Source organism: Enterococcus sp. DA9, assembly GCF_008000875.1.
Taxonomy (GTDB): Bacteria; Bacillota; Bacilli; order Lactobacillales; family Enterococcaceae; genus Enterococcus_B; species Enterococcus_B lactis.
The window spans coordinates 1,778,754-1,792,976 of record NZ_CP042839.1; the positions used below are offsets into that span (position 1 = coordinate 1,778,754).

The 14,223-nt window shown below is 40.0% G+C and carries 10 protein-coding genes; all 10 read left to right on the top strand.

Translation table 11 applies throughout. The features are described from left to right. Window positions 1-75: 75 nt before the first annotated feature. The 10 genes from FTX43_RS09515 to infB all read left to right on the top strand — a co-directional run bounded on the left by FTX43_RS09515 (window position 76) and on the right by infB (window position 14,206). The gene (locus FTX43_RS09515; RefSeq protein WP_002308897.1) at window positions 76-888 is read left to right on the top strand and encodes an isoprenyl transferase; all 813 of its coding nucleotides are present in this window, start codon (window positions 76-78) and stop codon (window positions 886-888) included. After that, entirely contained in the window at window positions 885-1,685 is an 801-nt protein-coding gene (locus FTX43_RS09520) for a phosphatidate cytidylyltransferase (RefSeq protein ID WP_002308898.1), read from the top strand. The genes FTX43_RS09515 and FTX43_RS09520 overlap by 4 nt, the downstream gene beginning before the upstream one ends. 160 nt (window positions 1,686-1,845) lie before the next feature. Then, window positions 1,846-3,114: an RIP metalloprotease RseP gene (gene rseP / locus FTX43_RS09525; protein WP_147607025.1), complete on the top strand. Its 1,269-nt coding sequence runs from the start codon at window positions 1,846-1,848 to the stop codon at window positions 3,112-3,114. Between the two features lie 67 nt (window positions 3,115-3,181). Continuing rightward, complete coding sequence (locus FTX43_RS09530) at window positions 3,182-4,891, top strand: proline--tRNA ligase (protein WP_002308900.1); 1,710 nt, start codon at window positions 3,182-3,184, stop codon at window positions 4,889-4,891. A gap of 211 nt (window positions 4,892-5,102) precedes the next feature. Continuing rightward, window positions 5,103-9,455, top strand: a complete 4,353-nt coding sequence (locus tag FTX43_RS09535) for a PolC-type DNA polymerase III (protein WP_002308901.1) — start codon at window positions 5,103-5,105, stop codon at window positions 9,453-9,455. A 143-nt stretch (window positions 9,456-9,598) separates the two neighbouring features. Further along, complete coding sequence (rimP, locus tag FTX43_RS09540) at window positions 9,599-10,072, top strand: ribosome maturation factor RimP (RefSeq protein WP_002308902.1); 474 nt, start codon at window positions 9,599-9,601, stop codon at window positions 10,070-10,072. Between the two features lie 22 nt (window positions 10,073-10,094). Continuing rightward, window positions 10,095-11,270, top strand: a complete 1,176-nt coding sequence (nusA, locus tag FTX43_RS09545) for a transcription termination factor NusA (protein ID WP_002313645.1) — start codon at window positions 10,095-10,097, stop codon at window positions 11,268-11,270. Window positions 11,271-11,291: 21 nt separating this feature from the next. Continuing rightward, window positions 11,292-11,585 (top strand): RNase P modulator RnpM, encoded by a 294-nt coding sequence (rnpM, locus tag FTX43_RS09550; protein WP_002288501.1) that lies wholly within the window; start codon window positions 11,292-11,294, stop codon window positions 11,583-11,585. Beyond that, window positions 11,582-11,893, top strand: coding sequence for a YlxQ-related RNA-binding protein (locus tag FTX43_RS09555; protein WP_002308904.1), 312 nt, complete (start codon window positions 11,582-11,584; stop codon window positions 11,891-11,893). The genes rnpM and FTX43_RS09555 overlap by 4 nt, the downstream gene beginning before the upstream one ends. Before the next feature lie 12 nt (window positions 11,894-11,905). Continuing rightward, the gene (gene infB, locus FTX43_RS09560; RefSeq protein ID WP_002313646.1) at window positions 11,906-14,206 is read left to right on the top strand and encodes a translation initiation factor IF-2; all 2,301 of its coding nucleotides are present in this window, start codon (window positions 11,906-11,908) and stop codon (window positions 14,204-14,206) included. Window positions 14,207-14,223 lie beyond the last annotated feature (17 nt).

The window sequence follows — 14,223 nt, forward strand, 5'->3', positions numbered from 1 at the left end:
TTCATAGGAAAAACGTTTAGATATTGCTATAATACTTAAGATAGTGGGAATCTTTTAAGTATAGGAGGAAAAAGAATGTTACGTTTTTTTCCGCAAAAAAACAAATATATTCAAGAAAAAAGCGAATTTCAATTTAATGCCGATGGACCAATTCCTCAACACGTTGCCATCATCATGGACGGCAATGGTCGTTGGGCGCAAAACCGGCGTTTGCCAAGAGTCGCTGGTCATAAAGAAGGTATGGAAACAGTAAAGAAAGTCACAAAGAAAGCATCAAGGCTTGGAGTGAAAGTATTGACGCTTTATGCTTTTTCAACTGAAAACTGGAAGCGACCAAAAGATGAAGTAAGTTTTCTCATGCAACTACCTGTCGACTTTTTTGATACGTTCGTACCAGAATTGATCAAAGAAAACGTCAAAGTCCATGTCATGGGGTATGAGAACGTGTTACCAGAACAGACGCAAGACGCTGTAAAACGTGCAATTGAGCAAACAAAAGACAATACCGGAATGGTGTTAAACTTTGCTTTGAATTACGGAAGCAGAGCAGAAATCGTGACCGCAGTCCAAAACATTGCTGAAGAAGTAGCAAAGGGAGAAATACAGGCAGAAGAAATCGATGATGAAGTGATTGCCAACCATCTAATGACAGGTTTCTTGCCCAAAGAATTACAAGATCCTGAGTTGATGATCCGTACAAGCGGAGAAGAGCGGATCAGTAATTTTCTGTTATGGCAGATTGCATATAGTGAATTGTATTTTACAAAAGCACTTTGGCCTGATTTTGACGGTGCACATCTTGAAGAAGCAATTGCCTCTTATCAAAATCGAGATCGTCGATTCGGCGGTGTAAAAAAAACAGAAAATGAGAAAGGGGATCAGTCATGAAACAACGTGTAATCACAGCAGCCGTGGCGCTTGTCTTGTTTATTCCGATTATATGGATTGGGGGCATAGCGGTTGAGCTTACCGCAGCAGTCTTAGCTGTGGTAGGAGTTTATGAGCTTTTCCGGATGAAAGGATTGACTCTCCTAAGTTTTGAAGGAGTTTTATCCGCTATTGGTGCAGTGCTCCTTGTCTTGCCAAAAGAAAGATGGTTCTTCTTTCTTCCAGAGAACGTCAGTACATTTATGCTATTTTATCTTATCGTTATGATCCTTTTAGGGACGTCAGTTATATCTAAAAATACGTATACGATTGATGAAGCAGGTTTCCCAGTACTTGTCAGTTTGTATGTAGGAATAGGCTTCCAGAATTTCGTCAATGCACGAACAGAAAGTTTAGCTGTTTTGATTTTTGGTCTGTTTATCGTTTGGGCAACTGATATTGGTGCTTATATGGTTGGCCGTCGTTATGGACAACACAAGTTAAGTCCGGATATTTCACCGAACAAAACGATTGAAGGCGCGTTAGGCGGGATCGGAAGTGCTGTTGTAGTCGCATTTCTTTATCTATTGTTGTATCCAGCAAAAGAACTATTCAATCATGGTATGTTTGTCATGCTTCTGATGACGATTATTTTTTCGGCAGTCGGACAATTTGGCGATTTGGTCGAATCAGCAATCAAACGCCATTATGATGTGAAAGACTCAGGAAATATCTTACCGGGCCACGGGGGAATCTTAGACCGTTTCGATAGCTTGCTGTTTGTATTTCCTATCATGCATTTATTTGGCATTATTTAGTAAGTATACCTGCGTTTCTTTGTGATTTTCATAAAAGACGCAGGTTTTTGTTTCTCATTTTATTGATACTATTGGTGTCTTAGGTATACTATGGTAAAATTATAGTGTTTTAACGTTGTTTAAAAAAACACACAAAAAACAAGTAAAGGAGAAAAAAGCTATGAAAACGATACTAACATTTATCATTGTTTTTGGTATATTAGTGATTGTTCATGAGTTTGGTCATTTCTTCTTTGCGAAACGATCAGGAATCCTCGTTCGCGAATTTGCTATCGGTATGGGTCCGAAAATTTATGGGCATCAAGCAAAAGACGGGACAACATATACGCTTCGCCTATTACCTATTGGCGGTTATGTTCGAATGGCAGGCAATGGGGATGATGAAACAGAAATGGCACCAGGTATGCCTCTTTCTCTTTTACTAAATTCTGACGGCATCGTAGAGAAGATAAATTTAAGTAAGAAAATCCAATTGACAAATGCTATCCCAATGGAATTGAGCCGTTATGATTTAGAAGATGAGCTGACTATCACTGGTTATGTGAATGGAGATGAAACAGAAGTAGTGACCTATCCTGTCGATCACGATGCGACGATTATTGAAACCGACGGAACAGAAATCAGAATTGCACCAAAAGATGTACAGTTCCAATCGGCTAAACTGTGGCAGCGTATGCTGACCAATTTTGCCGGTCCAATGAATAACTTTATCTTGGCAATCGTGTTATTTATTATTCTTGCATTCATGCAAGGCGGTGTTCAAGTGACAAATACTAATCGTGTAGGAGAGATTATCCCTAATGGTGCTGCGGCAGAAGCAGGCTTAAAAGAAAATGATAAGGTAGTTAGCGTGGACGGTAAAGAAATCCACACTTGGAACGATTTGACAACAGTCATCACGAAAAATCCAGGTAAAACATTAGATTTTGAGATCGAACGAGAAGGTAAGATGCAATCTGTCGACGTGACACCGAAATCTGTAGAGTCAAATGGCGAAAAGGTTGGCCAACTTGGCATGCAAGCCCCAATGAATACAGGTTTTATGGATAAGATCATCGGCGGAACACGTCAAGCTTTTAGCGGTTCATTGGAAATTTTCAAAGCCTTAGGATCACTGTTTACAGGTTTTAGTTTAGATAAATTAGGCGGACCTGTTATGATGTACCAATTATCTTCAGAAGCAGCAAACCAAGGTGTAACAACTGTTATTGGTTTGATGGCGCTTCTTTCAATGAACCTTGGAATCGTCAATCTGCTTCCGATCCCTGCCTTAGATGGTGGGAAATTAGTGTTGAATATTTTTGAAGGGATTCGTGGGAAACCATTAAGTCAAGAAAAAGAAGGAATATTGACATTAGCTGGCTTTGGATTTTTAATGTTGTTGATGGTGCTAGTTACATGGAACGATATTCAACGATTCTTTTTCTAGAAAAAGTTGACAAATAGGGTATAATAACAAACGATAACTATTTTGAGGAAATAAAGGAGTATATAGAATGAGACAATCAAAAATGTTGATTCCAACATTACGTGAAGTTCCAAATGATGCAGAAGTATTAAGTCATCAAATCTTGCTAAGAGCTGGATATATCCGTCAAGTATCAGCGGGTATCTATTCTTATCTGCCATTAGCAAATCGTGTATTAGAAAAGCTGAAACGTATCATGCGGGAAGAATTTGAAAAAATCGGTGCGGTAGAGATGCTGATGCCTGCTATCTTGCCAGCAGAACTTTGGGAAGAGTCAGGACGTTACGAAACATATGGTCCAAACTTGTATCGTTTCAAGGACCGTAATGATCGAAAAATGATTCTTGGACCAACTCACGAAGAGACTTTTACTGATTTGATGCGTAATGAAATTAATTCATATAAGAAATTACCTTTGAATCTTTATCAAATCCAACCTAAGTATCGTGACGAAAAACGTCCTCGCTTTGGTTTGCTTCGCGGACGTGAGTTTATCATGAAAGATGCATATTCTTTCCATGCAACGGAAGAAAGTTTAGACGAAACGTATAAAGATTATGAAAAAGCCTATACCGAAGTCTTTAAGCGTTGCGGTTTGGAATTTCGTTCGATCATCGGAGACGGTGGCGCAATGGGCGGGAAAGACTCAAAGGAATTCATGGCGATCTCAGAGATCGGGGAGGATACGATCTGTTATTCGACTGAAAGTGATTATGCTGCAAACTTGGAGATGGCTACAAGCTACTATGTGTCAAAAAAATCGCATGAAACACAGCTTGAATTAGAGAAAGTAGCTACACCTAACGTAAAATCAATTGACGAAGTAGCAGATTTCTTTTCTGTTGAACCTCAAAAAATCATCAAGTCTGTATTGTTCATTGCGGATGAACAACCTGTCCTTGTTTTGGTACGCGGAGACCATGAAGTCAATGACGTAAAACTGAAAAACTATCTATCTGCTGACTTTTTAGAAGAAGCGACGGAAGAAGAAGCACAAAAATATCTAGGTGCTGAGTTTGGTTCTGTCGGACCAATCGGTGTTTCAGAGGATGTAAAAGTATATGCAGACCGTTATGTCCAAGATTTAGCGAATGCCATTACTGGAGCGAACGAAACAGGCTTCCACTATAAAAATGTGAATCCAGAACGCGATTTCACTGTGCTTTCTTATGAAGATCTTCGTTTTGTACAAGAAGGAGATCCTTCACCAGACAACAACGGTGTTCTTGCCTTTACTCGAGGAATCGAAATCGGACATATCTTCAAAATTGGCACTCGTTACAGTGAATCTATGGGAGCAACCGTTCTAGACGAAAACGGACGGGAAAAATTTGTGATTATGGGCTGTTATGGTATCGGTGTGAGCCGTTTATTATCAGCAATCGTAGAACAACATTCAGATGAACAAGGAATCAATTGGCCAAAAGGAATTGCGCCATTTGATCTGCATATCGTCCAAATGAATCTAAAAGACGAATACCAAACAAACTTGACGAATGAACTAGAAGAAGCGATGACAAAAGCTGGCTATGAAGTACTGGTTGATGACAGAAATGAACGCGCAGGAGTGAAATTCGCGGATTCTGATTTGATTGGCTGTCCAATCAGAATTACTGTCGGTAAAAAAGCAGTAGAAGGAATCGTAGAAGTGAAAATCAAGAAAACTGGCGAAATGGTTGAAGTACGTAAAGAAGAATTGGCGAATACTTTACCAATCCTCTTGAACCAAGGGGAATAATAAGCGTTAAAACACAGAAAAGTAAAATAGCTGAATCAGCTGTTTTTGACAACCTGATGTTTCGCTTTTAAAATTGGAACTGTGATTCACATCACAGTTCCAATTTTTTAATGTAAAACTCAGAAAAAACGAGTATACTAAAGGGTACTGAAAAAGAAGAGGATACGATGCAATCAATTGCATAGTTTCTCATCAGAAAGGGCGTATATCTTTGTCAGAAAAACGAGATTTATTTGAAAAACTGTTGGAACAAATCCAACTAGAGGAAGCAGAAAAAAATCATCCACTGCTTACTGCTGGTGAAATGGATAGTGTAGTGGTCCATCGTAAATCGCGTTTATGGGAATTTACGCTGCATTTTTCTAAAATTTTGCCTATTATGCTGTATCGTTCATTGGCTCAGCATCTGACTGTCGCTTTTAAAGAGATTGCACAAGTCAAATTGAATATCTTAGCAGATGACCAGACATTCGATGAACAGCTCTTGCAAGATTACTGGGCCCAAGCTTTGGAAAATCAGCAATGCGATACACCACTAGCACAGCAAGTATTGAAAACGCAAGTACCTGTGATAAAAGATCGTAAAGTCATCTTGCCAATCGACAGTACAGGGGCTATTTCATATTTGAAACAGCAATACTTACCATTAGTAGAAGAGTTGTTCGTCAGTTACGGATTCCCGAAATTTCGTATCGAACCAGAAGTGGATGAGCAGCAAGCGGAACGTGTATTGAAACTTTTTGAAGAACGTAAACAAGAACAGGCAGAAGCCTTTATGAAGCAAGCAGCTGAAAGTCTAGTTGTTCATGAGCAAAAGAAAAAAGAAAGAAAAGAACAGTCACCAGCTCTTGAAGGACCCATCCAGCTAGGACGAAATATTCCAGCAGATGAGCCCACAACACCAATGATCAATATCGTCGAAGAAGAACGACGGGTCACTCTTGAAGGGTATGTGTTCGATAAAGAAGTCAGAGAACTACGCTCAAAACGCAAGATCTTGACTTTGAAAATCACAGATTATACTTCATCATTTATCGTCAAAAAATTCTCAAATGGCGAAAAAGATGAACAGATATTTGATGCGATCAGTGTCGGAAGCTGGTTAAAGGTACGTGGAAGTATCCAAGAAGATACGTTTGTCCGTGATTTGGTCATGAATGCGCAAGATATCGTTGAAGTCAAACACACCCCTCGTAAAGATTATGCTCCTGAAGGGGAAAAACGGGTAGAACTTCATGTTCACAGCAATATGAGTACGATGGATGCAACGAATAGCATTTCTGATCTGGTGGCACAAGCAGGAAAATGGGGACACCGTGCCATCGCCATTACGGACCATGGTGGCGCACAAGCCTTTCCAGAAGCTCATAGTGCCGGGAAAAAAGCAGGTGTGAAAATCTTATACGGTGTGGAAGCGAATGTCGTAGATGATGGCGTACCTATTGCTTATAATGATGCGCATGAAGCATTAAACGAAGCCACATATGTCGTATTTGACGTGGAAACGACAGGATTGTCTGCGGTATACGATACCATCATCGAGCTCGCTGCAGTCAAAATGTACAAAGGAAATGTGATCGAAAGCTTTGATGAATTTATCGATCCAGGACATCCTTTATCCCGAACAACGGTGGATTTGACAGGTATTACGGATGAAATGGTTCGAGGATCGAAGTCAGAAGAAGAAGTCTTGCGGATGTTCCTTGAGTTTTCAAAAGGTACAATTCTGGTAGCACACAACGCGGCTTTTGATATGGGGTTCTTGAATACTAGCTACGCAAGATATGGCATTCCTGAAGCAACTAATCCAGTTATTGATACCTTAGAATTAGCCAGATATCTGTATCCGCAATTCAAACGTTTCGGATTAGGTGTGTTATCCAAAAAATTTGGTGTCAGCTTGGAACAGCATCACCGAGCAATCTATGATGCTGAAGCAACAGGTCACTTAGCTTGGATTTTTGTCAAAGAAGCAATGGACAATCATCACATGCTTTATCATGATCAGCTAAATGAGCATATCGGAGAAGGAGATTCTTACAAACGAGCCCGACCTTTCCATGTAACGATTTTAGCAAAGAATCAGGCAGGACTGAAAGATTTGTTCAAACTGATTTCAATGTCGAATGTCGAATACTTCGAACGTGTCCCGCGAATACCACGCTCCCAATTGAAAAAGATGCGTGAAAATCTATTGATCGGCTCAGCTTGTGATAAGGGAGAAATCTTCGAAGCCATGATGCAAAAAGGGGTAGAAGAGGCAAGAAACCGAGCAAAATTCTACGATTATATTGAAGTTATGCCAAAAGCGGTCTATGCACCTTTGATCGAGCAAGAATTGGTAAAAAATGAACATGATTTGGAAGAAATTATCCAAAACTTGGTAGAAATCGGAAAAAGTTTGGATAAAATCGTTGTTGCAACAGGCAACGTTCATTATCTCAACGAAGAAGATGCCATTTACCGAAAAATTTTGATCAATTCTATGGGCGGAGCGAATCCGTTGAATCGTCATAGTTTGCCAGATGTCCATTTCCGAACAACTGATGAGATGCTCACCGCTTTTCACTTTTTAGGGGAAGAAACAGCAAAAGAGATTGTAGTGGATAACACGAATAAAATCGCAGATATCTGCGAAGAAGTGATTCCAGTCAAAGATGAACTTTATACACCGAAGATTCCAGGTTCAGAAGATGAGATATCAGAATTGAGTTACACAAAAGCAAAACAAATGTACGGAGATCCGTTACCTGAAATTATCCAAAAACGATTAGAAAAAGAGTTGAACTCTATTAATGGTAATGGCTTCTCGGTTATTTATCTGATCGCCCAAAAACTTGTGCATAAAAGTAATGAAGATGGCTATCTAGTAGGTTCACGTGGCTCTGTTGGCTCTAGCTTTGTTGCAACGATGACTGGGATCACTGAAGTGAATCCTTTAGCTCCCCATTATTACTGTCCAGAGTGCCAATATTCCGAGTTCTTTGAAGATGGCACGTACGGTTCTGGATTTGATATGCCAGAAAAACAATGTCCAAAATGTGGTGCACGCTTAAATAAAGATGGTCATGATATCCCATTTGAGACATTTTTAGGATTCCATGGAGACAAAGTGCCCGATATTGATTTGAACTTCTCAGGTGATTATCAAGCAGAAGCACATAACTATACGAAAGTATTGTTTGGTGAAGATTATGTTTACCGTGCCGGAACGATTGGTACAGTCGCCGATAAAACAGCATATGGCTATGTAAAAGGTTATGAAAGGGACAATAATCTGCAGTTTCGAAGTGCAGAAGTCGACAGATTGGCAAAGGGTGCAACAGGAGTCAAACGGACAACTGGTCAGCATCCTGGGGGGATTATCGTTATTCCAGATTATATGGATGTCTACGATTTTACGCCGATCCAATATCCAGCAGACGATCAAAATTCGGAATGGAAAACGACCCATTTTGATTTTCACTCAATCCACGACAATGTATTGAAATTGGATATTCTAGGACACGATGACCCAACTGTTATACGGATGCTTCAAGATTTATCAGGGATTGATCCACAAACGATTCCTACAGATGACCCGGAAGTGATGCGGATATTTGCTGGCCCTGAAGTACTAGGGGTAACTCAGGAACAGATTTATTCTAAAACAGGAACATTAGGTATTCCAGAATTCGGCACTCGTTTTGTTCGAGGAATGTTAGAAGAAACACATCCTACAACTTTTGCAGAACTACTTCAAATATCCGGACTGTCTCATGGTACAGATGTATGGTTAGGAAATGCCGAAGAATTGATTCGACGTGGGGATGCGACATTGGCGGAAGTAATCGGCTGTCGTGATGATATCATGGTTTATTTGATTCATGCTGGATTAGACAGCGGGATGGCATTTAAGATCATGGAAACTGTTCGTAAAGGGCAATGGAACAAGATTCCTGATGAATTGAGAGAAACCTATCTATCCGCGATGAAAGAAAATAATGTGCCTGATTGGTATATCGATTCTTGTTCAAAGATCAAGTATATGTTTCCAAAAGCCCATGCTGCAGCTTATGTATTGATGGCTCTTCGTGTTGCTTATTTTAAAGTTTATTTCCCTATTTTGTATTACTGTGCATACTTTTCTGTACGTGCGGATGATTTTGATCTAGTCTCCATGTGCAAAGGAAAAGATGCTGTGAAACAAGCAATGAAAGAAATCACGGACAAAGGGCTAGATGCTTCCGTAAAAGAAAAAAATCAGCTGACCGTGCTAGAATTAGCCAATGAAATGTTAGAACGAGGATTCAAATTTGGGATGATTGATCTGTACAAATCGGATGCAGTTAATTTTGTTATCGAAGGAGATACGTTAATTGCGCCATTTAGAGCTGTCCCTAGTTTGGGAACCAATGTAGCAAAACAAATCGTTGAGGCAAGAAAAGATGGTCCATTTTTATCTAAAGAAGATCTTGCTACTCGAGGGAAAGTTTCAAAAACATTGATTGAATATATGAACGATAATGGTGTATTGAAAGATTTACCAGACGAAAACCAATTATCGTTATTCGATATGTTATAAGCATCTGTTATCTTGTCTGCTTGTAATTTTAAGCAGAGTATGGTATAGTTTTTATAGGTAATGATACTAACTGTGAGTGAGCGGATTTTTCGCTCACTCTTTTTAATGGAATTACGTATTTAATTTTTAAGGAGGCGAAACTTTTGAGTAGCGTCGTTGAAACAGTCACAGAAATGGTGACACCGATTTTAGATGAACAACATTTTGAACTTGTCGAAGTCGAATTTGTAAAAGAAGGAAAAAGTTGGTTCTTACGAGTATTTATTGACAAAGAAGGCGGAATCGATATCGAAGAATGTGCCTTTGTCAGTGAGAAACTGAGCGAAAAACTTGATGCAGCAGATCCAGATCCGATTCCTCAAGCTTATTTCCTGGAGGTATCCTCCCCTGGAGCAGAGCGGCCATTGAAAAAAGAAAGCGACTATGAAAAGGCACTTGGCGATTATGTCCATGTCTCCTTATACCAACCAGTAGATGGCGAAAAACAATACGAAGGATTTCTTCAATCATTTGATGCTGAACAGCTTACATTGAAAATACGCATAAAAACACGAGAAAAAGAATTGACTTTTGACCGAAAAAATATTGCAAAAGCTCGCTTAGCTATCCAATTTTAATCACGGAGAGGAATCAGAAAAAATGAGTAAAGAAATGTTAAATGCGTTAGACGCTTTAGAAGCTGAAAAAGGGATCTCAAAAGAAATCGTGATCGATGCTTTAGAAGCAGCATTGGTTTCTGCATACAAACGCCACTATGGCCAAGCACAAAATGTCGAAGTGGAATTTGATCAGAAAAAAGGAAAGATCCATGTCTATGCAGTAAAAGAAGTAACGGAAGAAGTGATGGATTCACAGTTGGAAGTCTCATTGAAAGATGCACTTTTGATTAATCCAGCATATGAGATTGGTGATACGATCCGTTTTGAAGTCACACCAAAAGATTTTGGGCGGATCGCTGCGCAAACAGCTAAACAAGTTATCTTGCAGCGTGTACGTGAAGCAGAAAGAACGATCATTTATAACGAATTCAGTGCTTATGAAAAAGACATCATGCAAGGAATCGTCGAACGTCAGGATAAACGTTATATTTATGTCAACCTTGGCAAAATAGAAGCAGTTCTTTCTAAACAAGATCAAATGCCAAACGAATTTTACCAACCTCACGATCGTATCAAAGTCTATGTTTCTCGAGTAGAAAATACGTCTAAAGGTCCGCAAGTATTTGTTAGCCGCAGCCATCCAGATTTATTGCGTCGCTTATTTGAGCAAGAAGTCCCAGAAGTTTATGATGGAATCGTTGAAATCGTCAGCATTGCCCGTGAAGCCGGCGATCGATCAAAAGTAGCTGTCCGTTCAAATGATCAGAATATCGATGCAGTCGGTACATGTGTTGGGCCAAAAGGACAACGTGTCCAAGCAATCGTCAATGAATTAAAAGGCGAAAACATGGATATTGTTGAATGGAATGAAGACCCAGCTGTATTCATTGCAAATGCATTGAATCCTGCACAAGTCATGGATGTGATTTTTGATGAAACCAATCCTAAAGCTTGCACAGTTGTCGTTCCAGACTATCAATTATCGTTAGCAATCGGTAAACGTGGACAAAACGCACGTTTAGCTGCTAAATTGACTAACCATAAAATCGATATCAAATCAGAATCTGATATGGCGGAATTTTATGAAAAACAAGAACACCAAAACGAAACAGAAGAATTGCATGACGAAGCAATCGTTCAGTCAGATTTGACAGACGATGAGTATGAAGCAATTGCGTTCAATAATGAAACGGTCGAAGAAAAACCAGAAGCTTAACTTTAGTAAGGAGGCAAAGAGATGAAACAAAGGAAAATTCCTTTACGCAAATCCGTGGTTTCAGGTGAAATGAAACCTAAAAAAGAGATGGTCCGAATCACCCGTTCAAAAGAAGGGGAAGTATCGATCGATCCAACTGGAAAAATGCCTGGACGAGGAGCGTATGTCTCACTTGAGCCGGAAGAAGTACAACAAGCTTGGGATAAAAAAATTCTCGATCGAGTACTCGAAACAACTTTAACAGATGAGTTTTATCAAGAACTTCTTGACTATGTCACTCACCAAAAAGCACGTAAAGAGTTATTTGGAAAATGAATACAGTCAATCGGCAAAAAGTCATGAATCTCATGGGTCTGGCGATGCGCGCGGGAAAACTGATTACGGGCGAAGAACTGACCATAGCTGAAATCCGCAAACAAAAAGCAAAATTGGTGTTTGTGGCAACAGATGCAAGTGAGAATACAAGAAAAAAGATAAAAGATAAGAGTTCATACTATGAAGTTCCTTGCTTTGAGCTATTTTCTGAAGCAGAAATCACGCAGATGATCGGAAAACCTCGCAAGGTATTCGGAATAATGGATGCCGGATTTGCGAAGAAGACCAAGGAGCTAATTGAAGGTTAGGAAGGTGATTGCATGGGCAATAAAAGAATCTATGAATTAGCAAAAGAACTCAAAAAATCTAGTAAAGACGTCGTGGAAAAAGCACAACAACTTGGCATCGATGTGAAAAACCATATGGGTGCGATTACTAGCAGTGATGAGAAGAAATTGCAACAAGCGTTCAAAAACCCAAGCACGAAACAACAAGCTGCACAACAAGCAAGCAGAAAACCAGCCAATCAACAGCCGAACGATCAACGTAAAAAAGAAGCAACAAATAATCAACAAAAAAATAAAAATAACCGCAGTTATCAAGATCGCGGTCAAGGGAGCGGTCAAGTGAATCAAGGAAAAAAACCAACAACAAACCAAAATAATACGGGGAATACTAGCAGACAAAATCGTCCAGGAACGAGCCAAGGCGGCAATCAAAACCGTACCAACAACAAACCAAACAATAACAATCGCGGCAAATTTAATAATAACAACCGTAATCGTTATAATAAAAAGGGTAAAAAAGGCAAACAGCAACAATCAACTAAGCCAGCTGTACCACCACGCAAATTCCGTGAATTGCCAGATGTATTAGAGTATACTGAAGGCATGAACGTAGCAGACATCGCGAAAAAAATTCATCGTGAGCCAGCAGAAATCATTAAAAAATTATTTATGCTTGGCGTCATGGTCAATCAAAACCAAGCACTGGATAAAGATACGATTGAACTGTTAGCTACGGACTATGGTATGGAACCACAAGAAAAAGTCCAAGTTGATATTGCAGATATCGATAAATTCTTCGAGTCGGAAGAAGTTGATCCAGATAAATTAGTCTCACGTCCGCCAGTAGTAACGATTATGGGACACGTAGACCACGGGAAAACAACCTTATTGGATACATTGCGCCATTCACGTGTAACAAGCGGCGAAGCCGGCGGAATCACGCAGCATATCGGCGCCTACCAGATTGATATCGATGGCAAACCAATCACTTTCTTGGATACACCAGGACATGCGGCCTTTACAAGTATGCGTGCACGTGGAGCAAGTATCACAGATATCACGATTTTAGTTGTCGCTGCAGATGACGGTGTCATGCCGCAAACCGTTGAAGCAATCAACCATGCCAAAGCAGCAGGCGTTCCAATTATCGTCGCTGTAAACAAAATTGATAAACCAGGTGCAAACCCTCAACATGTTATGCAAGAATTAAGTGAGTATGAGTTAATTCCTGAAGCATGGGGTGGAGAAACGATCTTTGTTGAGATCTCAGCGAAATTCGGCCAAAACATCGAAGAATTGCTGGAAATGATTCTGTTAGTCGCAGAAGTAGAAGATTTAAAAGCAGATCCAACACAACGCGCAATCGGAACAGTGATCGAAGCACGTCTTGATAAAGGTAAAGGTCCTGTGTCAACCTTACTTGTCCAAGAAGGAACACTTCATGTTGGTGACCCAATCGTTGTCGGTAATACTTACGGACGTGTCCGTGTAATGACAAACGATCTTGGCCGTCGCGATAAAGAAGCAGGACCTGCAACGCCAGTAGAAATCACTGGCTTGAATGATGTACCTCAAGCAGGTGACCGTTTCGTAGTCTTCGAAGACGAAAAGACAGCACGTGCAGCGGGTGAAGAACGCGCAAAACGTGCATTATTGGAAAACCGTGCTGCAAGCAGCCGTGTAACCTTGGACAACTTGTTTGAAAGCTTGAAAGAAGGCGAGCTAAAAGAAGTTAACGTCATTATTAAAGCCGACGTTCAAGGTTCAGCAGAAGCATTAGCTGCCTCACTGAAAAAAATCGAAGTTGAAGGTGTACGTGTGAAAATCGTCCATTCAGCGGTAGGTGCAATCAATGAAAGTGACGTAACACTTGCAGCAGCAAGTAATGCGATTATCATTGGATTTAACGTCCGTCCTACACCTCAAGCAAAAGCGCAAGCAGAAGCTGAAGAAGTAGACATTCGCTTACACCGTATCATTTATAAAGCTATTGATGAAATCGAAACAGCGATGAAAGGAATGCTAGATCCTGAATTTGAAGAAAAAATCACTGGTCAAATGATTGTACGTGAAACATTCAAAGTATCCAAAGTAGGCACAATCGCTGGTGCATATGTAACAGAAGGCTATATCCGCAGAGACAGCGGCGTCCGTGTGATCCGTGACGGTATCGTTATCTACGAAGGCCAATTGGCAAGTTTGAAACGTTTCAAAGATGACGTAAAAGAAGTCAAAATGGGCTATGAATGCGGTGCTATGATTGAAAAATTCAATGACATCAAAGTAGATGACGTAATTGAAGGGTTTATCATGGAAGAAGTCAAAAATGACTAAAAACTGATAAAGGAGGC

What these genes read in the sequence shown, in the direction of transcription:
- FTX43_RS09515 (WP_002308897.1), top strand. Translation starts at nt 76, where the DNA reads ATGTTACGTTTTTTTCCGCAAAAAAACAAATATATTCAAGAAAAAAGC.
- FTX43_RS09520 (WP_002308898.1), top strand. Translation starts at nt 885, where the DNA reads ATGAAACAACGTGTAATCACAGCAGCCGTGGCGCTTGTCTTGTTTATT.
- rseP (WP_147607025.1), top strand. Translation starts at nt 1,846, where the DNA reads ATGAAAACGATACTAACATTTATCATTGTTTTTGGTATATTAGTGATT.
- FTX43_RS09530 (WP_002308900.1), top strand. Translation starts at nt 3,182, where the DNA reads ATGAGACAATCAAAAATGTTGATTCCAACATTACGTGAAGTTCCAAAT.
- nusA (WP_002313645.1), top strand. Translation starts at nt 10,095, where the DNA reads ATGAGTAAAGAAATGTTAAATGCGTTAGACGCTTTAGAAGCTGAAAAA.
- rnpM (WP_002288501.1), top strand. Translation starts at nt 11,292, where the DNA reads ATGAAACAAAGGAAAATTCCTTTACGCAAATCCGTGGTTTCAGGTGAA.
- FTX43_RS09555 (WP_002308904.1), top strand. Translation starts at nt 11,582, where the DNA reads ATGAATACAGTCAATCGGCAAAAAGTCATGAATCTCATGGGTCTGGCG.
- infB (WP_002313646.1), top strand. Translation starts at nt 11,906, where the DNA reads ATGGGCAATAAAAGAATCTATGAATTAGCAAAAGAACTCAAAAAATCT.